24 protein-coding genes are annotated in these 23,421 nt (G+C 40.6%); 12 read left to right on the forward strand and 12 right to left on the reverse strand.

Annotated elements, in window-relative coordinates; all coding sequences use genetic code 11:
* Positions 1–44: 44 nt before the first annotated feature.
* The 7 genes from J1899_RS21265 to fdhD all read right to left on the reverse strand — a co-directional run bounded on the left by J1899_RS21265 (position 45) and on the right by fdhD (position 8,211).
* Positions 45–1,274 (reverse strand): molybdopterin molybdotransferase MoeA, encoded by a 1,230-nt coding sequence (locus J1899_RS21265; protein WP_214476556.1) that lies wholly within the window; start codon positions 1,272–1,274, stop codon positions 45–47.
* Positions 1,271–1,870 carry a molybdenum cofactor guanylyltransferase gene (gene mobA / locus J1899_RS21270; protein ID WP_214476558.1) on the reverse strand — a complete coding sequence of 200 codons (600 nt, stop codon included), beginning with the start codon at positions 1,868–1,870 and terminating at the stop codon, positions 1,271–1,273. The genes J1899_RS21265 and mobA overlap by 4 nt, the downstream gene beginning before the upstream one ends.
* 18 nt (positions 1,871–1,888) lie before the next feature.
* Positions 1,889–2,692 carry a formate dehydrogenase accessory protein FdhE gene (locus J1899_RS21275; RefSeq protein WP_214476560.1) on the reverse strand — a complete coding sequence of 268 codons (804 nt, stop codon included), beginning with the start codon at positions 2,690–2,692 and terminating at the stop codon, positions 1,889–1,891.
* Positions 2,693–2,783: 91 nt separating this feature from the next.
* Positions 2,784–3,470 carry a formate dehydrogenase subunit gamma gene (locus J1899_RS21280; RefSeq protein ID WP_214476562.1) on the reverse strand — a complete coding sequence of 229 codons (687 nt, stop codon included), beginning with the start codon at positions 3,468–3,470 and terminating at the stop codon, positions 2,784–2,786.
* Positions 3,463–4,275, reverse strand: a complete 813-nt coding sequence (locus tag J1899_RS21285; RefSeq protein ID WP_214476564.1) for a 4Fe-4S dicluster domain-containing protein — start codon at positions 4,273–4,275, stop codon at positions 3,463–3,465. The genes J1899_RS21280 and J1899_RS21285 overlap by 8 nt, the downstream gene beginning before the upstream one ends.
* Entirely contained in the window at positions 4,275–7,262 is a 2,988-nt protein-coding gene (gene fdnG / locus J1899_RS21290) for a formate dehydrogenase-N subunit alpha (RefSeq protein ID WP_214476566.1), read from the reverse strand. Before fdnG ends, J1899_RS21285 begins: the two co-directional genes overlap by 1 nt.
* A 181-nt stretch (positions 7,263–7,443) precedes the next feature.
* Positions 7,444–8,211, reverse strand: a complete 768-nt coding sequence (fdhD, locus tag J1899_RS21295; RefSeq protein WP_214476568.1) for a formate dehydrogenase accessory sulfurtransferase FdhD — start codon at positions 8,209–8,211, stop codon at positions 7,444–7,446.
* A gap of 330 nt (positions 8,212–8,541) precedes the next feature.
* On the opposite strand from fdhD, the gene pdxK reads away from it, so the two are divergent.
* The 4 genes from pdxK (at position 8,542) to bshB2 (ending at position 11,032) form a co-directional block, all read left to right on the forward strand.
* Positions 8,542–9,360, forward strand: a complete 819-nt coding sequence (pdxK, locus tag J1899_RS21300; RefSeq protein ID WP_214476569.1) for a pyridoxine/pyridoxal/pyridoxamine kinase — start codon at positions 8,542–8,544, stop codon at positions 9,358–9,360.
* 372 nt (positions 9,361–9,732) lie between these two features.
* On the forward strand, positions 9,733–9,855 hold the full coding sequence (locus tag J1899_RS22790) for a hypothetical protein (protein ID WP_257297383.1): 123 nt from the start codon (positions 9,733–9,735) through the stop codon (positions 9,853–9,855).
* Between the two features lie 111 nt (positions 9,856–9,966).
* A complete protein-coding gene (locus J1899_RS21305; protein WP_066451278.1) occupies positions 9,967–10,314 on the forward strand; it encodes a YojF family protein in 348 nt (115 codons plus the stop codon).
* Positions 10,315–10,366: 52 nt separating this feature from the next.
* Complete coding sequence (gene bshB2 / locus J1899_RS21310) at positions 10,367–11,032, forward strand: bacillithiol biosynthesis deacetylase BshB2 (RefSeq protein ID WP_066442193.1); 666 nt, start codon at positions 10,367–10,369, stop codon at positions 11,030–11,032.
* 102 nt (positions 11,033–11,134) lie between these two features.
* On the opposite strand, the gene J1899_RS21315 is transcribed toward bshB2, so the two are convergent.
* The 4 genes from J1899_RS21315 to J1899_RS21330 form a co-directional block, all read right to left on the reverse strand.
* Positions 11,135–11,593 (reverse strand): SRPBCC family protein, encoded by a 459-nt coding sequence (locus J1899_RS21315; protein WP_066442191.1) that lies wholly within the window; start codon positions 11,591–11,593, stop codon positions 11,135–11,137.
* Between the two features lie 72 nt (positions 11,594–11,665).
* On the reverse strand, positions 11,666–12,724 hold the full coding sequence (locus tag J1899_RS21320) for a PQQ-dependent sugar dehydrogenase (RefSeq protein ID WP_214476571.1): 1,059 nt from the start codon (positions 12,722–12,724) through the stop codon (positions 11,666–11,668).
* Positions 12,725–12,739: 15 nt separating this feature from the next.
* Positions 12,740–13,594, reverse strand: a complete 855-nt coding sequence (locus J1899_RS21325) for a Cof-type HAD-IIB family hydrolase (protein WP_066442186.1) — start codon at positions 13,592–13,594, stop codon at positions 12,740–12,742.
* Between the two features lie 248 nt (positions 13,595–13,842).
* Positions 13,843–14,034, reverse strand: coding sequence for a hypothetical protein (locus J1899_RS21330; protein WP_214476573.1), 192 nt, complete (start codon positions 14,032–14,034; stop codon positions 13,843–13,845).
* 176 nt (positions 14,035–14,210) lie between these two features.
* Here J1899_RS21330 and J1899_RS21335 point away from each other — a divergent pair, with 176 nt between their 5' ends.
* The 8 genes from J1899_RS21335 to phoU all read left to right on the forward strand — a co-directional run bounded on the left by J1899_RS21335 (position 14,211) and on the right by phoU (position 22,878).
* Positions 14,211–14,993 carry a MerR family transcriptional regulator gene (locus J1899_RS21335; protein WP_214476575.1) on the forward strand — a complete coding sequence of 261 codons (783 nt, stop codon included), beginning with the start codon at positions 14,211–14,213 and terminating at the stop codon, positions 14,991–14,993.
* Positions 14,977–16,725 carry an ABC transporter ATP-binding protein gene (locus tag J1899_RS21340; protein WP_214476578.1) on the forward strand — a complete coding sequence of 583 codons (1,749 nt, stop codon included), beginning with the start codon at positions 14,977–14,979 and terminating at the stop codon, positions 16,723–16,725. The genes J1899_RS21335 and J1899_RS21340 overlap by 17 nt, the downstream gene beginning before the upstream one ends.
* A gap of 311 nt (positions 16,726–17,036) precedes the next feature.
* Complete coding sequence (locus tag J1899_RS21345) at positions 17,037–18,311, forward strand: YjiH family protein (RefSeq protein ID WP_214478965.1); 1,275 nt, start codon at positions 17,037–17,039, stop codon at positions 18,309–18,311.
* 447 nt (positions 18,312–18,758) lie between these two features.
* A complete protein-coding gene (locus J1899_RS21350) occupies positions 18,759–19,601 on the forward strand; it encodes a phosphate ABC transporter substrate-binding protein (RefSeq protein WP_246586540.1) in 843 nt (280 codons plus the stop codon).
* Between the two features lie 48 nt (positions 19,602–19,649).
* Positions 19,650–20,564 carry a phosphate ABC transporter permease subunit PstC gene (gene pstC, locus J1899_RS21355; RefSeq protein WP_066442175.1) on the forward strand — a complete coding sequence of 305 codons (915 nt, stop codon included), beginning with the start codon at positions 19,650–19,652 and terminating at the stop codon, positions 20,562–20,564.
* A 1-nt stretch (position 20,565) separates the two neighbouring features.
* The gene (pstA, locus tag J1899_RS21360; protein ID WP_066442173.1) at positions 20,566–21,390 is read left to right on the forward strand and encodes a phosphate ABC transporter permease PstA; all 825 of its coding nucleotides are present in this window, start codon (positions 20,566–20,568) and stop codon (positions 21,388–21,390) included.
* 14 nt (positions 21,391–21,404) lie between these two features.
* Positions 21,405–22,202 carry a phosphate ABC transporter ATP-binding protein PstB gene (gene pstB / locus J1899_RS21365; protein ID WP_214476580.1) on the forward strand — a complete coding sequence of 266 codons (798 nt, stop codon included), beginning with the start codon at positions 21,405–21,407 and terminating at the stop codon, positions 22,200–22,202.
* Between the two features lie 16 nt (positions 22,203–22,218).
* Positions 22,219–22,878 carry a phosphate signaling complex protein PhoU gene (phoU, locus tag J1899_RS21370; RefSeq protein WP_214476582.1) on the forward strand — a complete coding sequence of 220 codons (660 nt, stop codon included), beginning with the start codon at positions 22,219–22,221 and terminating at the stop codon, positions 22,876–22,878.
* 54 nt (positions 22,879–22,932) lie between these two features.
* Here phoU and J1899_RS21375 read toward each other — a convergent pair whose 3' ends face one another.
* Positions 22,933–23,385 (reverse strand): hypothetical protein, encoded by a 453-nt coding sequence (locus J1899_RS21375; protein WP_425514989.1) that lies wholly within the window; start codon positions 23,383–23,385, stop codon positions 22,933–22,935.
* Positions 23,386–23,421: the final 36 nt, after the last annotated feature.

Below are 23,421 nucleotides of genomic sequence, written 5' to 3' on the forward strand. Positions count from 1 at the left end.
GATCTATAGATAGGGACGATAAGCGCTGGAGCTGTTAATGCTTCTTAAAGAAATAATTTAACAGTGACAAGTTCTCCTTTTTGCACCCCTTCACTGCGGGCCGGAATTTCAATCAGCCCATCACTATTGACCAGGGTTGAAATAAGTCCCGATTTTCCGAAAATAGGTTCAGCCAGCCATTGTTCACCCTCCTGAAAGAGACGAGTTCTCACATAATCTGTTCGTCCCGCAGCAGAAGGGATATTTCTAGTGGTTTTTGCAAATGTAAACGGAGAGTCTAAGCCTTCATATCCTTGCAGTTGATTCAAGATTTTTTTGGCGAAAACATGGAAAATAACCATAGCTGAAGCTGGATGGCCGGGAAGTGCAATCACAGGTTTTCCTTCTGCACTTGCCATAATTGTTGGTTTTCCAGGTTTAATCGAAATGCCATGTACAAACACACCTGGTTTTCCCAGCGAGTTCAGTACATCAGATGAATAGTCCATAACACCAACAGAACTTCCCCCTGAGATAAACAAACAGTCTGCTTCAGCAAGCATTTGCTGCATTTTTCTTTTTAAATCATCAAAATCATCATTTACAATACCGCCGTATTTAAATTCATATCCCCATTCTTTTACAAGGGCTCCAATTGTCATACCGTTCATATCACGAACCTGGCCGGGCAATAGCTCTTTCGTTTCGAGTGCTTTCACTTCATTTCCCGTTGATAAGTAAGCAATAATGGGTTTGCGTACAACTGGGACTTCTACTATTCCTTGTGAGGCAAGTGCACCGAGTTCCTGTGCCCGAAGCAAGGTTCCTTTTTTCAGCAAGAGGCTTCCCTGCCGAAGATCTTCATCTGCTTCAATCACATTTTCTCCAGGCATGACATGTTTATATAAATTTAGAAGACCATCTAAATCTTCACAATGCTCAATCATAACTACCGCATTACTATGCTCTGGAATCATTCCACCAGTAGGGACATACATGGCCTCCCCGCTAAAAAGAGGCTTTGAAGGCTGCTCCCCCATTTTCACTTCACCTGTGACATTTAAATAAGCAGGAAGGTTTTCAGAGGCCCCGAATGTATCCGCCGCTAGGACAGCATAGCCATCTACAGCCGACCGGCGGAAGCCAGGCACATTTTCTGTTGCGTGTATATCCTTTGCAAGGATGTGCTGTACAGCCTCTTCAAGCGGCACCATCTTCCATTCCTGAATGGGCGAATAATATTCTTTTATTAGCTGGAATGTTTCCTCTACTGTTTTTACATTAAAAAATTTCATAGCTGCTCTTTGCCTTCCGAAGAGATCTGTGCTGCTTTTTTATACTCTTCCGGGTGATTCATATTAAAAAGGGTTGACTCATTGATAGGTATTTTTAAAGATTCAACTCTTATATACACTGTCTGAATATAGTTTAGCATATTGCGAATAGCCAGCTTTTCTTCCTTTAAGAACATTTCCGCACAATTTCTTGTTTCCCTTCTATAGGCAGCAAATAGAGGGTGTTTTTGGCCGTCCCGCTCTGGAACGGCAGCTTGGTAATCATCCAGCTTGCTTAGTAAATAACTTCCGAGCGATGCAGATATAAAGGGCATATCGCAGGCAACAATTAAATTCTTTTCCGTTGCTGATAAAGACAGCCCTGCTTCAATTCCAGCAAGCGGCCCTTTTCCTATATAACGGTCTGCAATCATCGGCAATTGCAGAAATGCATAATCATCAGGCGTATTCGTTACGACAATGACATGGTCGACAATGGTTGCAAGCTCTTCTGCAATCCGTTCAATGACCGTTTTTCCGTCTATTTGCAGCAGTGCCTTGTTGGTACCCATCCGGCTTGATTTCCCGCCTGCTAAAATAATGCCTGTTGTCTCCACTTCTATCACCAGCCAATCTTAATGGTATTTGCCATCCTCAGCCGTGCCAAAACCGTTTTCTTGCGCAATATAGTCCAGGTGAATTGTTTTTATATCCATGAGCGCAGGTGTTTCCTTCTTCAGCAGCTTTCTCATATCAATCACCTTTGTATACCCTTTGCATGTTTGACAGCCGTGAATTTCCGCTCCTTCTTCACCATCCACCTTCATAACAATCATTTGGGTATGATCTTCTGTTCCGCAATGTGCACAGCGCAGCTTTTTTTCTTCCCTGCTATGCAGACAGCGCGGGCATGTGAGCTCCTTTTTCCCCTTTTTCCCTACAACAGCAAAACGCGCAGGCTCACCGCATGCCGGGCAGCATGGGTCATGCTGAAATTTAGTCAGGACGGTCTCCAGCTCTGCTGCAGCCTTTTGTAAGAAAGGGCGGGCAGCCTGTTCTGCTGCAAACAGCGGGAGCCATTCCGGAACCTGATATTGTTCTGCAACTGCATGAAAGTAGGATCGATTTACAGTGATCGCCTCTTTAAACCACTTACTCACTATGTCAATGGTTAAATTCTCTTTTAAGATATCACAATACTCAAGATTTCCCGGCTGCCTTTCAGCTAAAAAATCAAACAGTTCAATTATAAAAAGATGATATTGATTCATATCCGCTTCAAGGTCAAGCTGTGGAATAAGTGGTGAGGAGATAAGTTCAAACGAAGATTCTTTCACTACAGCTGTTTCATATATAGACTGGCGCCACTCTTTTATTAATTCTTCTATTTCCGCCTGCAGCTTCTCATAGCTTTCTTCTACTACATTCGTGTTCGACATAAGGATCCCTTCTTTCAATGTTCTTTTTAAAAAACGGGAAGAGCTACCCAGTAATGGGTAGCTTCTTCGTATTAATAGGTTTGTTTCGAGATTAAGCCCGCTTCTGCTCTTGTTCCTGTTCTTTTTCCTGTTCCTTAAGCTCGTCATACCAGCGCCCGTGATGATCACGCGCATATTCTTCTGGAATATCTCCTTTTGTCATTCCTCTAAAAGAAGCACGGGAGCCGGGATGGCCAACCGATAAATAAACATGACCGACTACAACGGCCGTGGATAATCCAAGTCCGATATTATGAAGCGGATATGCCCACATCACAAGTCCTTGTGGAAAGTACTGCGGAAACCACATGACAAGACCGGAACCAATGAGCATAACAGCTGTCAAAATCGTCAGCAGAGAGTTTAACTTTTCACCTGCATTGTAAAAATCCTGCTTTGGTATCTTCGCATGACCGCCAAAAAATTCTTTCGGAAAATGTAAGAAGAATTGGAAGTCATGTTTTTTCCAGGAAAAAATCTGCTTCATCCAGTGAATAAAGCTCTTTGGATCTACAAACAAAATATAGACAACAGGCAGGATGAAAAACACAACTGCTATTCTATGAACAAGACGTGCACCTGCCGGGCTTCCAAATACAACATAAAGCCAGTCAAAAAACTCTGTATAAAGCGGCAGACCGGTTAAGTACAGAACAAAGAATGCCAAAGCATTTAACCAGTGTGCAAAAATGACATGCTTTGAGAATCGCTTAACCATCTTTGGTTCTTTTTTATTCATGGTCATGATCCCCTTCCGATCGGTCTTTTCTTACAGCATTTGATATAGCAGCACCAATAACTGCCATTGTTGTAGCTCCAAGCATCATTTTGCCAAGCGGCTGAGCATAGTCCTTCCAAACCACTTGGGATAAAGCCACTTTTGGATTCTCTGGCAATCCATAGACAGATGGTTTGTCAGCAAGGAGATAGATGGTATTGGTGCCTTCAATTCCTTGCGGGTTATAGATATTTGCATTCGGAAAACGTTCCTTCACTTCACCTAGGCGCTTGTTTGCTTCAGCTAAGACAAGGTCCTTTTCTTCATAAATTAAGCAGTCAGTATGGCAGGCAACCACACAGGCCGGCTGCAGACCTTGCTCAAGCCGGTCTGTGCAAAGAGTACATTTTTGTGCCTTTCGATATTCACTGCCATTTTTATCTTTATAGGTGGCAAGCTGCACAACACCAAAGGAACAATTCTGAACACAATAGCCGCAGCCTACGCATTTTTCCGCATCAATGACGACGGAATTGAATTTTGTATAGCTGATCGCACTCTCCGGACAAGCCTTTTCACAGGCAGCCTGATTACAGTGCAGGCAGGACATATGACGGAAAAGCCATTCAAAGTTTCCATCCGATGTTTCCTGTTCATTAAACGTAATGACATTCCATGTGTTTGCCGTTAAATCTCTGTGTGATTGTATACTTCCATTAAAGTCCTCTGGCTCTGCCGGCAAGTCGTTCCAATTTTTACAGGCAACCATACATGCCCGGCAGCCATCACATTTCGTTACATCCACAAATTTAATATAATCTGCCATTACTTCACCCTCCTTACATCACATAGGAACGCTTTATACTCAGGAATTGTCGTATTTGCATCTCCAATATGAGGGGTCAAGCGGTTAGCTGTTGCGCCTGTTGCGATCCCTTTATAGCCAAAATGCCATGGCATGCCAATTTGGTGAATGGTTTTATCTTTTAATTTGTACGGTTTAAAGCGTTTGGTGATCATGGCAAAAGCCTCTATTTCCCCACGGGCCGTTTTTACGATCACCCGATCCTTGCTTGATATTCCCTTTTCCTGTGCCAGCTCTTCACTTATTTCAATGTACATATGCGGCATCAGCTCAGCCAGCCAAGGGATATTCCTTGTCATCGCTCCAGACTGCCAATGCTCAGATACACGATAGGTTGTTGCGACAATCGGATATTCTGACACATCTCCTTGCGCATTCATTTCCTTCTCGCCAAACTTCACTGCTGGATTCAGCTGAATACTGGAAAATGCATTTGAAATGGGGTTTTCATAAGGCTCGTAATGCTCTGGGAATGGCCCTTCATTAACGCCTCCAGAAAACAAAGCTCCTTTTCCACCCGCCATCATAATGAATGGGTCATTAAATGTAGGATCATCCGGACCTTTCGCGGCAACAAAGTCTGGAACATCAAAACCGGTCCATTTTTTCTCTGCTGCATTCCACTGTATTCCGATACGATCCTTGCTCCATGCCTTTCCATTCAAATCAGCACTCGCACGGTTATAAAGAATTCTCCTATTTGCCGGCCATGCAAAAGACCAGTTTAAGAAGTTACTCATACCTTCATTTGTATTATCTCTTCGTTTTGATAGGTTCTCAGATTCTGGGTAAAATCCGCTATATATCCAATTGCCGCTGCATGTAGAACCATCATCCTTCAAATCTCCAAAACCTTTAATCTGCTGTTTTGTTTTCATATCATAGCCGTTAATTTCACGGCAGACGATATCGATATCAGGGTGATCCGATTCTCCATAATCCCATGTTAAAGCCTTCATCGGCATATCCTGCTGCTTTGGACTATTTTCATATAATCCTTTCAGCTTTCTAGCAAGCATATGAACGATTTCCAGGTCAGCTCTTGATTCACCCTTTGGTTTAATCGCTTGCCAGCGGTATTGCATCCAGCGCCCTGAGTTTGTAACAGAACCTTCTTTTTCAAATGATCCGCAGGCAGGCAGGAAAATCACCTCTGTTTGGATCGCAGCCGGGTCTGCTCCAGCTTCCTTTTGCCAAAATGCTGACGTTTCTGTTTCAAATAGGTCGACTGCAACCATCCACTTTAGGTTGCTCAATGCTTCTTTTTCTTTCCCTGCATTTGGCCCCCCTACAACAGGATTTGTTCCAAACATAATTAGCCCTTCAAGCTCTCCGCGGTACATCGCATCAAATAAGCGCATATGTGAATAATCCTTGCCTGGCGTCAGTTTTGGCATCAGATGATAGCCAAATTCATTTTGCTTAGTTGCAGAATCGCCGTAGTAAGCTTTCAACATGCTTGTGTAAAACTTCGGTTTGTTAGAGAAATACCCGGATTCAGGTGTAATCCGCTCCAGAAATCCTTTATACTTTGAGTCTTGATCCGATCCTGTAGGTACTTCCATATAACCATTGACATTATGATAAAGAAGTCCGAAATCGGTTGATCCTTGTACATTTGACTCTCCGCGCAGGGCATTGACACCACCGCCGGCAATGCCAATATTTCCGAGTAAAAGCTGTAAGATCGCATATGCGCGAATATTTTGGGTACCTACCGTATGCTGTGTACCGCCCATAGCATATAGGATAGTACCTGCTTTGCCTGTTTCACTAGTACCTGTGAATGTTTGGCAGATTTCGAGATACGTATCTTTATCTGTGCCTGTAACACCTGTTACTGTGTCAACATCATAGCGTGCATAATGTTTTTTCATTAGCTGAAAAACGCAGCGGGGATCCTTTAAGGCTGGATCCTTAACAATCTCGCCGTTTTCATCCTTTTTAAAGGCCCATTTTGTTTTATCATAATTCCTTGTTGTTTCATCGTAGTCGTTAAAAATGCCATCTTCAAAGGAGTATTGTTCATCTACGATAAATGACGCATTTGTGTAGGCTGCTACATATTCTTTATGATACATGTCATTTTCAAGCGCATAATGAATCATGCCGCCAATAAAAGCAATATCTGTTCCTGAACGAAGCTGACCGTAGATATTAGCCATCTGCGACGTTCTTGTATATCTTGGATCCACTGAAATGAGCTTTGCTCCCTTTTGCTTTGCTTTTGAGATCCATCTAAAGCTGATTGGATGATTTTCAGCAGGATTTGCTCCTATGACCATTAGGGCATCCGCATATTGCAAATCATTCCAATGATTTGTCATTGCGCCTCTTCCATACGTAGGTGCCAGACCGGCAACCGTAGAACTATGTCATATTCGGGCCTGATGCTCGATATACGTTAAGCCCAGTCCTGCACGGAAAAGCTTAGAAAGCAAATACGTTTCTTCATTATCGAGTGCCGCTCCACCCATATAAGCAATCGCCTCTGTCTTGTTGACCGTATAGCCATTTTCCTTTTGGACAAATGTGCGATCGCGGGTATCTTTAATATTTTTCGCTACTTTATCGAGAGCAAAATCCCAATCCACTTCTTCCCATTTTCCGCTTCCTGGTGCTCGGTATAATGGCTTTGTGATACGCTTTTCTGTTGTGTATACTTGCCTTACGGTTGTACCTTTACTGCAGAGCGATCCTTCATTGATCGGATGATCCGGATCACCTTCTGTGTATACAACATCTTTTCCGTTTGAATACACTAAAATCCCACAGCCCACAGAGCAATAAGGGCAGATGGTTGGTGTTGGTTTTAACTCTGAAATTTTTAATTCCTTTGCTTTTGCTCTGGCTGTTTTATCATCAAAACCAAGCTCCACCACTGCTAAAGTAGCAGCTACAGCACCTGATATCTTCAGAAACTTCCTTCGTGTTACATTTAGTTCCACTTTTTCTCCCCCCAATTCCAAGATTTAACTCTAGCTTGTTGATTTCCAGTGAGGTACATTGTCTAGTTCCGACGGTTAGCTCCTCGAGGTTATAAGCGAAATCTACCATGAGGTGAATGAATAGCCCTCCGTCCAATTCGTCTTATGATTTGTTGAAGCTGATCAAGCACCGTCCACTTTTCTATTTTTCTCTAACTCTTTCAAATGGCCGATTTTCAAGATCATTGACAACTCTGCCAGCAGAGGTATATGAAATGGCCATTTTCCCTCGCAAATAACCTATTACTTCTATGTTTAGAAATTTGGCAAGCTGAACTGCCTGCTTTGTTGCTGCCGTTCTTGACCCGATTACAGGAAATCCGAATTTTGCTGCTTTAGAAAGCATTTCATAAGACACTCTTCCTGTTGTCAGCAGCAGCAAATTTGAAGGCTCTAATCTATTGCGCAAGGCAAAACCAATCACTTTATCAACAGCATTATGCCTGCCAATATCCTCTCGCACAGTAATTTCTCCCGACTCATGAACAATGCATGCCCCGTGCATCCCGCCTGTCTTTAGATACAATGGGGAATTCTTTGCAAACTCACTTCTTTTTTTCAAAAGAAGACTCATTGTGAACGTTCTCATACTATTAATCTTGGGAAACGCTTTCACATCTGTCATTGAGAAGAATGTGACCCCTCTTCCACAGCCAGCGGTGTAATGCTTTTTCTTTGTGAACATCCATTCAGGCTGAAAGTCATTATCCAGCTCTACATAAATTGTGTTGGAATCCTCCACAAATCGAAAGGTGCGAATGTCTTCTGCCTTTTCAATTAAGCCTTCAGAATACAAATATCCATAAGCCCAATCCTCTAAGTCCTCGTTCGTCAGCTGAAACACCGCAATCTCAAACCCATTAATGAGCAATGTAATAGGGAATTCTTCAGGACTGCCTTTGTAATTCATGGCTCTTCCCCCTTTTAAAAGCACACACAAGTTGGTTATAGTTCTATCCTACACATCATCTCCAGATGCAAATGTAACTTTTATCACTTTCGAAAGGAGAAAATGAAGATTATCGCCATAGGTCACAAAAAATTCATAATTTCTTCTTTAAATCGACAATTTTTTACGAAATATGTAAATGTTATAACTTGAAGATATATATGATCTAAAACAAAGCTATATATTTGCTTATTATGGTTTGTCGTTTTTCCGAGAACTTACACTTTATTACGTTAATCGAAATTGATATACTGAAAAGAATGAAATGATATATTCAGGGAGGAAAGACAGATGACAATTAAAAAAGTATTAACAATAGCAGGTTCTGATACGAGCGGCGGTGCAGGAATCCAAGCTGATATTAAAACCTTCCAAGAGCATGGCGTATATGGGATGACTGCTCTGACAACAATCGTTACAATGGATCCTAAAAACGACTGGCACCATAACGTCTTCCCTATCGATATAGAAACACTTCAAACACAATTAGAAACCATTCTTTCTGTTGGCGTAGACGCGATGAAAACGGGAATGCTTGGTTCGGTAGATATCATCAAGCTTGCTGCTAAAACAATTACTGAAAATGATATTAAGCATGTTGTAATTGATCCTGTTATGGTCTGCAAGGGAGAAGATGAAGTCCTTCACCCTGAAACAGCAGATGCATTGAGAGAGATATTAACGCCGCTTGCAACAGTAGTTACACCTAACCTTTTCGAGGCATCACAGCTTGCTAAAACAGCTCCGCTTAAAACGATTGAAGATATGAAAGAAGCAGCTGTTAAAATCCATGAGCTTGGACCGAAATACGTTTTAATCAAAGGCGGCAGCAAGCTTCAGCATGAAAAAGCAGTTGATGTTTTGTATGATGGCTCTGATTTCACAGTACTTGAAGGTGAAAGAATTCAGACAACCTATACACATGGAGCAGGATGCACTTATTCATCTGCCATTACAGCTCAGCTTGCAAAAGGAAAATCAGTTATTGAAGCTGTTACTGCTGCTAAAGAATTTATTTCAGATGCCATTAATCATGGATTTAAGCTGAATGAATATGTAGGACCGACTAGACAAGGTGCTAGCCGTCATTTAAAAGCAGAAGAAAAATAAGCTAATTGAAACAGAGCCGGAGACGGTTCTGTTTTTTTAAGCTTTTTTCTGAGCGATTCTTGTCCTTTGTAATCACTGCAAGAGCTGATTTTTTGATGAAGGAACCAGTGAAATAAGCGGAGATTTTACCCTTATTTCTAAAATTGAGCTATTTTGGGGCAAAATAAGCGGAGATTTTCCGGTTATCTTGAATAAAATCGCCCATTTACATGTTTTTCGGTCTGTTAGAGGGAATTTCTCCGTTTATTTAAGCCTATTTTTGGTGATTTTACGATTTAAGCGGAATTTCTCCCCTTATTTATGAGAGTTCTCATTTTGCGTTTTTGGAAAATAATCAAAGGCGATTTAGTCCCAGACTATCAGGAGGTATATATGAATAGCTCAGAAGAAGACTCAACACAGTGGCTCATTTTAAGATTGCAGCATAAAAGCTACTCAGCCTCTGTCTGGGTCCTAATAGGACTTGCCAATCGGCAAGTTTTCTTTATTCCTTAATCTCATTTTTAGCTTTTCCTCGAATTTTTTAGTAAAATAGGGTTTGATTTACTCAAGGTAACAACACTTTATATAGATATGAATCTTTATGAAAAGGGGGTGTAGCAGATGATGGAACCAGTGATAACCCAAGATGTGCAAACAGAGCTGGACCGACATGCGAAAAAGCCGGTTTATATTCATCTTGAAACAACCAATGGAGCGTATGCTTCCCATTTTGATGAAACGTTCTTTTCATCAGGAGCATATATACGAAATGCACAGCTTGAATATGAGCATGGAAAGATAACAGGCAACGGGCCTTTTCGAGTAGGGCTGAAGACAGCGATTGGGTGGGTATATGCGGAAGGAATCACTCATTTTGAAAAAGATGGAACTGGGAGACTTTTGCTTGCCGGCCATGACTTCAGCGGAAAACTTGCTGTTGCCCTGCAAATAAGCGAGACACCTTTTGAATAGATGAAAATAAAGGTTCAAAGAATTATATTGGAAACGAAAGGAGGAGCTTATCGTGGAAAAAGAAAGACATGTTTTAGTTATTTTTCCTCATCCTGATGATGAGGCATTTGGTGTTTCCGGAACGATTGCGACTCATGTACAAAACGGCACTCCTGTTACATATGCCTGTCTGACATTAGGAGAAATGGGACGCAATATGGGGAATCCTCCATTTGCTAACCGAGAAACATTATCAAAAATCCGCAAAAAAGAGCTCCAGGATGCTGCGGAAGTAATGGGCATTCAGGACTTACGCATGCTTGGATACCGCGACAAGACCATCGAGTTCGAAGATGATGATAAGCTTACAAATGAACTTGCTGCAATTATCGATGAAGTTCAACCGTCCTTAATCATTACCTTTTATCCTGGCTATTCTGTTCACCCAGATCATGATGCAACAGGGGCTGCAGTTGTCAGAGCTGTGAGAAATATGCCGGCAAACGATAGACCAAAGCTGCAATGTGTTGCCTTTTCGCGTAATTGTGAAGAGGAAATTGGGCAGGCTGATATCGTTAATGAGGTTAGTGCTGTCGCACATATTAAAATTGCTGCAATCAAAGCACATCTTTCTCAAACACAGCTAATGGCAAAGGAAATGGAAGAACAGCTGAAAAAGCAAGATCCGCAAGTGATGGCAAGAGTTCATAATGAAAGATTCTGGACTTATCCGCTTTAACGGAACAACTAAAGATGGTGAAGACCATAAGAATGACCATCTTATAACAACAAGAAACCCGAACCACTAGTGCTGATGGTTCGGGTTTCTTATTAATCAAATTTACTCTTCTTCTTTTTCACTCTTGTCCTGCTCAAACATTTCTTTTAAGTAGACAAGCTGATTGCCGTCTTCCCGTTTGATCATTTTTACTAAGATAGGCTTTGTTAATCTCATTTTTAATCCTGTTGTCGTAATTGTAGCCTCAAGGTCAACTTGAGTACCTTCTTCGACGGGATGAAAATGGTATTGATATTCAGTAATCAGGCCGTTTGAATTGGTTTTTGTAGCGAAAGACCGGTTCTCTGTATACTCCGTCATTTCGACCTCTGCCTGAATATTTCTTCCGCTAATTAGCCTTGTTTCTAAAAATATGGTGCCAGCTTTAAGCGGCCCCTCCGTCTGTTTCTCCATTTTCACTACATTTGGCATGAGCTCGTGCACATTTTCCATGCTCACGACATAATGAAATACTTCTTCTACCGGCTTATGAATAACTACGCTAGAACGAAAATCTGCCATCTATCTGCACCTCAATTAGTCTCAGTATTATATGCTTAGTATATAACAAAATACTGATCTTTTCATAAAACGTTATAGAGGGACACTGTATAGCTGGTCATCGTTTTCACCTGGTGTGCCGCGGCCGTCTGTATTATTGCTGATAAAATAGAGCTGTCCGTTAATAATATACACATCGCGAATTCTGCCAAGGTTGGAAATCTGTTCATCATTTTCGCCCGTTTCCAGATCAAAACGCAATACGGCTTCTCCCCTTAATCCAGCAACGAATAGCTGATTTTCATAGTATGCCATCCCTGACGGTGCCCATGTCTGGTTATCACCAGAAGTGAAAATTGGAGATTCCATTCCATCCTTGCTTTCATTCCCTGTTATTTCCGGCCAGCCGTAATTTGAGCCAGCTGTGATCCTATTGATCTCATCATTTGCAGATGGACCGTGTTCACTTGCATACATCGTACCGTCCTCTGCCCATGTGAGCCCTTGCGGATTCCGATGGCCATAACTGTATACATACGAGTCTTTAAAAGGATTATCATCCGGGATTGAACCATCTAAATTTACCCTTAAAATTTTCCCTGCCAGTGAATTTAGATCTTGTGCCAGTTCTGGATTGGAAGCATCTCCTGTAGTAGCGTATAGCTTTTCATCCGGACCAAACGCAAGCCTCCCGCCATGATGAAAACTGCCGCTTGGTATTCCATCTATAAGTACCTTCGTTTCACTCCATTGGTCATTTTGGAGCTCCAGAACGACGATCGCGTTAAATGGCTGCCCATCTTCTTCATATGTGTAATACGCATACGCCTCATTTGTTTCATTAAAATCAGGTGCAAGCACAAAACCGAGCAGACCTGCTTCTGCAGCAGAAGAAAGCGGTCTTTGCAGTTCAACAGATTGCCGAATGCTTTCTCCATTTTCCACTTTTGTAATTGTGCCTGTTCGTTCAGACAAGTAAAAATCACCATCTAGATGGTTAATTTGCCAAGGTGTGTTCAGCTTTGCTGCTAAAGATTCCTCATTCTCTACTGTTGCAGTTGTGACTTCCTGATCTTCCTGCTGCCTGTTATTTTTATCAGTACATCCAGCCAGAATCAATAGTATAGAAACAAGTGCAGCTGCTTTTTTCATCCCATCACCTCTTGTTTATAATACTTCTAGAATCGCCTTTCCTACACCGCTCTCTTCATTTGTGAGGGTCACCATGTGGCATTGCGACTTAATGTAATCATCTGCATTGCCCATAGCAACCGCTCTTCCTACAACGTTAAACATCGAAAGGTCATTATAATTATCGCCAAGTGCCATCGTTTCTTCTAAAGAAATCCCTTTTTCTCTGACAAACGCTTCTAGCGCAACACCCTTTTGTGCACTTTTGCTCGTAAGCTCCAAGTTCCCATGCCCGGATGAACTGATGATTAAACCTTCGAAGTCCTGCAATGCTTCCTTCGCTTCTTCCATACGCTCTGGATCAAACGTAAAGGCTAAAAGCTTATATATTTGATGATCTTCACTTTCAAAAAGGACATCATAGCTGTCCACTTTATGTACGAGGCCTTTTTCAAACCTTTCTTCAGCCGCTTTCAAAACCTTTTTAACATCTGCTTCCTCATTGCCGCTAAGAAAAATGTCGGCCATAATGGTAATGCCTCTTTTTTCATCTACTGTATATGTACCTTGATTGGTGTATACCTCATAATAAACTTCCAGTTCTGTTAAAGCCTTTGCTGTGCGCGTAGCCAATTCTTTATCAAGCGGGCTGTTAGACACAATTTCCCCTTGTGCTGAACGGACTTCTGCTCCATTTGCACAAATGATCGGACACTCTAATCCTGCCTCCTCTAAGACAAAGATCGCTTCCTGATAGGATCTGCCTGTAGCTACAACCACTTCTATTCCCTTTTCCTGCGCTTTTTTTATCGCTGCAATATTTTCATCAGTGATCGTTTGAGTTGCGGTTAATAATGTACCATCCATATCACTTGCAATACACTTAATCATCCAATTCACCTCATAATTTAGTAACCTGTTATCTTGTCATTTTATCATGTTCCTGACATGAACCAAAATAATACACAAATCATTAGTCATGTTTGATGTGTATAGTTTTTACTATATTGCTAAAATTTCACTCATATTTAAAATAAAAAACTTAAAATAACAAATAAAAAACCGAATGATTAGAAAGATGAACTTCCTAAGCATTCAGTTCTATTGTAGTGTGTTCCAACTCATTTACTGATGGAGACTTAAAATCCGCCTCCGCCATTATTATTATCTTTTATTTGGTCCATATATGATTCTGCATAAGCTCGTTCTGATGGTGACACATGTTTTGCATTTTCCTCTGGATCATAGTTGGTAAGTCCTTTTCTCTTTGCTCCCCAATCTATCAAAAAACCAATTCCAAGTAATACTGCACAAAGGATTAATATCCACATTTATATCACCCCTTTTTATTGTACCATATTTTTACCATTGTTTCCATTATTACTCTTTTTTGCTATACACTAATCACATACGAAAAAAACAGAAAAATTTTTTTATTTATCGCTTGATTCATACGTAACGTGAGGTTTTATGATAAAGACAGAAAGAATTTCAGGAGGGAATATAAATGAGCGAAACATACTCAATTGGCCAATTTTCAAAAAAGACAGGAACGACCATTCGTACATTGCATTATTATGATGAACTTGAACTGCTTAAGCCATCCATCATTACAGAATCGGGACGCCGATATTATTCAGATGATAATATCGTTCAGCTTCAGAAAATCATCTCACTAAAGTTTTTAGGCTATTCTTTAGAGGAGATTAGAGAATTTCTGCATTTAAGTGATTGGAACTTAATGGACTCCCTTCTCTTTCAAAGAGAGGAGATGCTCAAAAAGAAGGCACATCTTGAGCGGGTCATCCGGGCATTGGATAATGCTATTGATCTCACAGAGTCTCAAGGACAAGTAAACTCCTCCATTTTTCTTATGATCATTCATAATATTCAGATGGAAAATGAATTTAAAGATTGGCTGAAAAGATTATTGCCAAACGATCGTGTTGAAGAAATCTTTAATATTTCTGATGAAAGAGAAAGGGAATTAAACAGATTGACAGCTGACATCGTCATAAAGCTTAAAGAAGCTGTTGGCGAAAATCCGGAGAACCCAAGTGTTCAAGAACTGGTAGGTCACATATTCACGCTGACTGCAGAAATAGTAGGTGGAGAAGATGTTCTGTTTCATGAAATTATAGAAAATGAACAGCTTGTAGAATCAGAATTGGAAAATGATCCACTTTTCCTCGCTTCACCATTTTCAAAGAAAGAAGAAGAATGGCTGGAAAAAGCAATGGAAATCTATTTAGAAAGCAGAGGAGCTGATCAATATGACAGCACATCCTGAGAAGGCTAAATCTGGAGGATGGAAATCCTTCTGGCATCTAATTAAAATGTCCAATCCGCCGAAATGGCTTTTCTTCATAGCCATCATATTAAGTCTAGTAGAGACGGCTGCTGGTTTGGTTGTACCCCTTTTAACTAAATCACTTGTTGACCAGATGGCAGCTTCTGCACTTGAAGCTTCACTCATTGTCTTTTTTGCAGCAGCGTTTATTCTGCAGACCATTTCCTCAGGATTTTCTTATTATTTTATGACATATATGGGAGAAAAGATTGTCGCTTCCCTAAGACAGCGGCTTTGGCGGCATGTGTTAACCTTGCCGATCCCTTATTTTGACCAGCATGAATCCGGAGAAACCATGAGCAGGATTACACAGGATACGAATATTGTGAAAGCATTGATTACTCAGCATTTAGTCACCTTTATTACAGGGCTCATTTCCATCATTGGAGCCATTATTATTTTGCTTGTAATCGATTGGAAAATGACGTTAATAATGCTGATATCTGTTCCTATTTCCGTCCTGATCATTCTGCCATTAGGACAAAAAATTTATAAAATCTCTCTTTCTACACAAGATGAAATGGCTCATTTCTCGGGAAATTTAGGCAGGGTTTTAGCAGATATTCGCCTTGTTAAAGCCTATCATGCTGAAAAAACAGAAATTGAACGCGGTGAAAAGGGAATTACTCATCTCTTTCAGTTCGGGTTAAAAGAAGCTAAAATTCAAGCCATTGTTTCTCCTTTTATGACACTGATTATGATGCTCGTTCTTGTTATTCTCATTGGATATGGAGGCATAAAAGTCGCAGCAGGCACTCTTTCAGCAGGCGCACTAGTAGCCATCATTATTTATCTGTTTCAGATTATCGTTCCATTCACACAAATGGCTTCTTTTTTTACAGCCTATCAGAAAGCACTTGGAGCGACTGAAAGAATACAGGAAATGCTCGAACTTAACAGTGAAGCTTCTGGTTTGGCAGTGCCTGAAAATAGCAGCACTCAAGATATTTCCTTTCATCAGCTTGTTTTTTCCTATGCAGACAAACCAGTTATACAAAATATAAATCTCCATGTTCCATCTGGTAAAACAACCGCCTTTGTTGGACCAAGCGGCAGCGGGAAGACTACTCTTTTTGCCTTGCTTGAACGCTTCTACTCCCCATCAGACGGAGCCATCTTCCTGGGGGATCAGAATATAGATGAATTTGATCTTCACAATTGGCGCAGTCAGATTGCCTATGTATCTCAGGAAAGTCCGCTTATGTCCGGTTCAATTCGTGATAATATCTGCTACGGTTTGGATCGTCCTGTTTCAGATGATGAATTGCTTCATGCTGCAAAGGTAGCCAATGCAGCTGAGTTCATTGAAAACCTGCCAGATCAATATGAAACAGAGGTAGGTGAACGAGGAATAAAATTATCTGGCGGACAGCGTCAAAGAATCGCGATTGCAAGAGCAGTCATTCGCGATCCAAAAATTTTATTATTAGATGAAGCTACTTCTAACCTGGACAGCGCATCTGAACAGCTTGTACAGGAAGCTCTTCAGCAGCTGATGAAAAATCGAACAACACTAGTGATTGCCCACAGACTCTCGACCGTTTTTGATGCTGATCAAATTGTCGTGCTAGAAAAAGGCAGCATTACAGGAATCGGTACACATATGGAACTGTTTGAAACTCATGAGTTGTATAAAAAGCTTGCAAAGCAGCAGTTAAAAACAGAAGCATAGCATGAAAAAACTAAAACAGACTTCCAAAAAGGGAGCCTGTTTTTTTAATGCCTTATTAATGAGGTTCCAATTTCTTCTTTAAAAAAGGTTTAAAAAAGACAGCAATGGTGGAATTTAGGTAGAGGGTAAGCAAATAGTAAAGCAAATACATAAAAGAGTTGGCAATCTTATTAAAATGTATTAAAATTAGTTTTTGCTTATAAATATTAATAGAAAAGGTGAATGAATTGCAGCAAACAACAGAGAAGAAATATGCATCCGCTGATCTAATAAAATTCATCATCCCTTCCCTCATTGGGATTGGTTTTTTTATGGTGCCTATTTCTTATGACGGGGAAATTACGATCCCAATCGCCATTCTATCTAATTTCGTACAGGATATACTCGCAGGATATATCCCTGCGATCATGACGGTTTTGATCATCATTACATTAATCGGCACACTTGCGGCTAAGTGGGTAAAGCCGGCTTTTATACAAAACAGTTCATTTTTTACAAACTTATTTGATGTTAGCTATATATGGGTAATTGCCCGGGTAATCGGCAGTCTATTTGCTGTTGCAGCATTGTTTAAATTAGGTCCGGAAGCGGTTTGGTCTGAAAATACGGGCGGCTTGCTGCTGTACGACCTGCTCCCGGTTTTATTTGCGGTCTTTTTATTTGCAGGTTTATTTTTACCACTGCTGCTGAATTTCGGGCTGCTGGAATTCTTCGGTACACTTTTAGCGAAGTTTATGCGTCCTGTCTTTAAACTTCCTGGACGATCATCCATTGATTGTGTTGCATCATGGCTTGGCGATGGGACCATTGGTGTTTTATTAACAAGCAAGCAATATGAAGAAGGCTTCTACACAAAAAGAGAAGCTGCGATCATCGGTACAACTTTTTCTGTCGTATCGATTACATTCTCTTTAGTTGTCATCTCACAGGTTGGTCTTGGCAGCATGTTTGTCCCCTTTTATATCACTATCTTAATTGCAGGACTGGCCGCTGCTTTAATTAGCCCGAGAATCCCGCCTTTATCACGTAAACCTGATACGTATTATAATGGTGAAGCTAGCAAGGCTGACGAAAGCATTCCAGAAGGGTACACCCCTTTTAGCTGGGGAGTTACAAAAGCTGTGGCTAAAGCAAGAACTCATACTGGAGTGGCAGCATTTTTTAAGGATGGTGCAAAGAATATTCTCGATATGTGGATGGGTGTAGCCCCTATTGTCATGGCACTTGGAACACTCGCCTTAATTGTTGCGGAATACACACCTGTTTTTCAAATTCTTGGAATGCCGTTTATTCCTCTATTAGAATTGATGCAGATCCCAGAAGCAAAAGCCGCTTCAGAAACCTTAGTTGTCGGTTTTGCTGACATGTTCTTGCCATCTGTAATCGGTTCTGGTATTGAAAGTGAAATGACACGATTTGTTGTAGCGAGTGTATCTGTTACACAATTGATATACATGTCAGAAGTGGGCGGCTTGCTGCTTGGCAGTAAGATTCCTGTTACATTCCTTGAACTATTCATTATTTTTATTCAACGAACCCTTATTACATTGCCGATCATTGTGATTGCGGCTCACATTATTTTTTAATACCACTACATACCCGCCGTTATGGCGGGTATTTCTATTTTCTCCAGATTCCCACCCTTCCAAATTTACAATATATTTACAAAAAATTAATAATCACGGTAAGTTCGATTTTTCCAATCATTCATTATTTCAAGCTTCTAATCGGAAACAGAAAAATTTTTGTAAATATTTTTACGTTAAATTTACATTATATTAATAATAAATTTACACTGAATGTTTATAGTCATTAAGCGTAGATTAAAAAGAAAAAAGCAATTTAAATGGGTATTCGAAAACAAAAAAGTCAGAAAACTGTTTCACCTTTTTAATAGAGCTGGCTTCTCATCATCTTTACTAATCTTGTCCATATCACAGGATATACAGCGCCAGCAAAATTTGTATTTATCTTGATCATTCTTATGTAAAACAGGTTAGAAACCACGAAATGTATAACTCTGGAGGTATTTCATGAACTTTAAGAAAAAACTCATGACAGGAATTGCTTCGCTTAGTCTCATACTTGTCTTTTCCGGCTGCAGTCAAGATAACACGGATGCTGAGCCTTCATCAGGCAATCAATATACGCTTGCGATTTCTGGATCCACATCAGTTGGGCCACTAGCGGAAAAGCTCGCTGAGAAGTTCGAAGGTAAAAATGCTGAAGTCAATATCGAAGTCAATCAGATTGGCTCTTCTGCAGGTATAACAAACTCTCTGAGCGGTGTTTCTGAAATTGGCATGTCCTCTCGCGATTTAAAGGAGGAAGAAAAGCAGGAGGGATTGGCAGAAACCATCATTGCTTATGATGGTATTGTCGTTGTCACGCATCCTACCAATAAGGTTCAAGATCTAACACTTGATCAAGTCAAACAAATATTCACTGGAGAAGTCACAAATTGGAAGGAACTAGGCGGGGATGACATGGAGATTGTCGTTGTCTCTCGTGAGGATGGTTCAGGTTCTCGCGATGCCTTCCAAGAAATTGTTGGATACTCATCAGGTGAACTTATTAGAAGCTCCATTGTAGCCAGCGGAAACGGAAATATTAAAACAACCGTTGCTATGAATAAGCATGCTGTAGGATTTATCTCATTTGAGTACATAGATGATACGATATCTACGGTTAAAATTAATGGAGTTCAAGCAACAGCAGAAAATGTTCTGCAGCAAAAATACCTGCTATCAAGACCATTTTTATTTGTTAACAAGCCAGAGAATTTAACTGAGTCAGGTCAAAAATTTATTGATTACATTTTAAGTCCTGAGGGACAGGAAATTGTGTCTGAGGCGGGAGCTATCAGAGTAAAATAATATCTTTTCAACATTATTTCAACACGAAAGACCTGGGAGGAAAATGGAATGCCAAATCATTCTAATGAGGAGTTAGTTTCTCAGATCGAGAGTTCAAATAAACGAAAATATTTCTTAGAGAAGTTGTCTGAAAAGGTCTTCCTATTTTGCTCACTTCTCTCTGTTATCAGCTTATTACTGATTATTGGTTTCGTCTTTTATAAAGGCACCCACCCCTTCTTCGCTGAAGGATATAGCTTTATTGAATTTATCTTTGGATTAGACTGGGTGCCAAGCGAGGACAAGTTTGGCATATTGCCAATGATTGTAGCTTCCATCTTCGCTACAATCGGCGCTTTAATTATTGGGGTGCCTATCGGGCTATTTACAGCCATATTTCTAGCTGAGATTGCCCCTAAGAGTATTGCCAGAATCATATCACCAGCTGTCCAGCTGCTGGCAGGGATCCCTTCAGTCTTATACGGTGTATTTGGACTAGCGATTATTGTACCTTTCTTACAAAATCATTTAGGCCTGGCTAAAGGGCAAAGCTTAATTGCCGTGATTCTTGTACTGGCAATCATGATGCTGCCAACCATTGTTACTGTTGCAGAAACATCTATTCGCGCAGTTCCAAAAACCTATAGAGAAGGCTCTCTTGCATTGGGAGCTTCACCGATCGGCACGATCTTCAAAGTAGTCGTACCCGCAGCAAAATCCGGAATTATGGCGGCTATTGTCTTAGGCTTAGGAAGAGCAATCGGTGAGACAATGGCTGTTATTCTCGTCGCAGGAAATAGCCTCGTACTCCCGACTAGCCTTACAGATAGCATACGCCCTTTAACAACGAATATTGCCTTGGAGATGGGCTATGCATTCGGAACACATCAGGAAATGCTATTTGCTACAGGGATTGTTCTATTCTCATTTATTTTAATATTAAACCTTGTTTTGGCTAAAATTGGATCAAAAGGTGGGAAATAGGTTGAGGAAAGCAAAGGATTATTTTTTCCAGAGTCTGCTTTGGCTATCAGCCATTATAACTATTGCAACACTTTGTATCATTGTAGGATTTATCTTCTATAAAGGCATTCATTTAATCAATCTGGATTTTATTTTTGGTGACTATTCTCCTTCTGGCGGAGGCGGTATTTTACCGATGATTGTTACCACCATTTATACAATCGTGATTTCGTTATTAATCGCGACTCCTATTGGAATATTAGCAGCTGTATATTTGCAGGAATATGCAAAACAAGGCAGGCTGATCAGAATTATCCGGTTTGCAACAGAAAGTTTAACAGGGATTCCATCCATTATCTACGGATTATTCGGAGCTGTATTTTTTGTTACTGTCCTGAAAATGGGTATGTCCATTATTGCCGCATCACTGACATTAACTATTATTGTACTTCCTGTTATTATCAGAACCACTGAGGAAGCATTAAAAACGGTTCCTCTTACCTATCGGGAAGGTTCACTTGCCCTGGGAACAACTAAGCTTCAAACCTTATATAAAGTTATTTTACCTAGCGCAATGCCTGGAATTCTTTCAGGAATTATCCTTTCAATCGGAAGGATTGTCGGAGAATCTGCCGCTATTTTTCTAACAGCAGGGACGGTAGCCGCAATGCCGGAGAACATTTTCTCTTCTGCAAGAACGTTAACGGTTCATTCATTTCTAGTGACACAGGAAGCTGGAGATATTGAACTGGCAGCAGCAGTAGGCATTGTTCTTATCGTGATTATTTTGATACTTAACCTTTCAGCCACTTTTATTTCCAAAAAGTTAAACAAGGCCGACTATTAGTGAGGTGCTAAATCATGAATACAACGAAGATGGATAGAAATAAAGGGAATGAGCAGCAAATACAGAATAAAATAAGCGTAAATGATTTAAACTTGTTTTACGGTGAAAAACAAGCCCTATTTAGTATCTCTATAGATATTCGGGAAAAAGGGGTAACGGCTCTTATCGGACCTTCTGGCTGCGGGAAATCAACTTTTCTCCGCACATTAAATCGTATGAATGACTTAATTGACGGTGTAAAAATCAGCGGTGACATTGTAATTGACAACGAAAACATTTATCGATCAAATGATGTAATCAAGCTGCGCACAAAGGTTGGTATGGTTTTCCAAAAACCAAACCTATTCCCGATGAGCATCTACGATAATGTTGCGTATGGACCGCGTATGCAAGGAATTAAAAGCAAGAAGGTCCTCAATCAACTGGTAGAGGATAGCTTGAAAAGTGCAGCTATATGGGATGAGGTAAAAGACCGTCTGAAGAGCTCTGCTCTTGGTCTGTCTGGCGGACAGCAGCAGCGCGTATGTATTGCCCGAGCGATCGCAATGAAGCCTGAGGTTATTTTAATGGACGAGCCCACTTCAGCACTTGATCCTATTTCAACATTAAAAGTGGAAGAGCTGATCGCCAAGATGAAAAATGATTATACAATCGTTATCGTGACGCACAATATGCAGCAGGCTGCACGTGTTTCTGATAAAACAGCTTTCTTTTTAAATGGCGAAATTATTGAATATGCTAACACAGAGACCATCTTCTCAATGCCAAAAGATCAAAGAACAGAAGATTATGTAACCGGCCGTTTCGGTTAATTCAGGAGTGATATGAATGGTTGTTCGTGAAAATTTTGAAAACAATCTGCAGGAACTTCAAAATAAAATGTCTGAAATGAATGCGCTGACGCTTGAAGCATTTGAGAATGCATTTACTGCATTTAAAACCCAAGATGTAGAGCTGGCTTTAAGAGTAATTGAAGAAGACAATGAAATTGATGTTTTGGAAACAGAGATTAACCAATTTATCGTATGGCTTATGGTAAAAGAACAGCCTGTTGCTCGCGATCTCAGAAGAATTATCGGTGCTTTAAAAATTTCGGCTGAGATTGAGAGGGTAGCTGACTTTGCAGTTAATATCGCAAAATCAACTATAAAAATCGGGAAAGCCAATTCACTGATCAAAGGAACAAAATTAGAGGAAATGAAAATAATCTCTATGGATATGCTGCAAAAAGCAGTTAGTTCATTTATTAATGAGAATATTCTCCTTGCTAAAGAAGTCGGTTCATTAGATGATCAGGTAGACGATTTTTATAGTGAAAACTACAAACAATTAACAGCATACTTGTCCAGCAGTGCTGCTGACACAAATCAAGCAGTTCAGTTATTATTTGTAAATCGCTACTTAGAACGTGCTGCAGATCATATTACAAATATAGCTGAAAGTGCTGCCTATCTAATCAAAGGTGAGATTTACGATTTGAACACATAATTAAAAGCCAAAAAATGCGGAGTAGTGCATTTTTTGGCTTTGTTTTTTTAGAAATTAAAAACAGCGGAAGCTGCTAATTCGTCTTAAATCAGTTCCATAATACGTCCAGCGGTTTCTTCTCCAGCGCCAGCCAGCTACTGAAGTTCTGCCTACAAATGTTGGATAGAACCAGAAACTGTTTCCATTTTGAAGCCACACATATGTGAAGCGGAACCGGCATCCTCTAATAGCTCCCGCTTCAACTGCAAAAACGGACGGACCGCCGCTGCTGCTGAATTGCTGCTGCTGCATTTGCGGTGTAAAGGATGGTGGTGGTGAAGATGGAGGTCCATCTTGGCCTCCGCCTCCGCTAAATCCAGGAGAGCCACCTTGGCCTGGTCCAAATCCCGGCGGCTGTGTCGGGAATCCTGGCGGAAACCCTTGTGATGGGAATCCTTGTGACGGGAATCCAGGAAAAATTCTCATTTGCTCTTCTTCGTACCCATATGGATATGGATTAAAATACATGATTCAATCTCCCCTCAAGACAGTCTTTATTTGTGT

This window comes from Cytobacillus gottheilii (assembly GCF_018582665.1).
In the GTDB taxonomy this organism is placed as follows: Bacteria; Bacillota; Bacilli; order Bacillales; family Cytobacillaceae; genus Cytobacillus; species Cytobacillus gottheilii.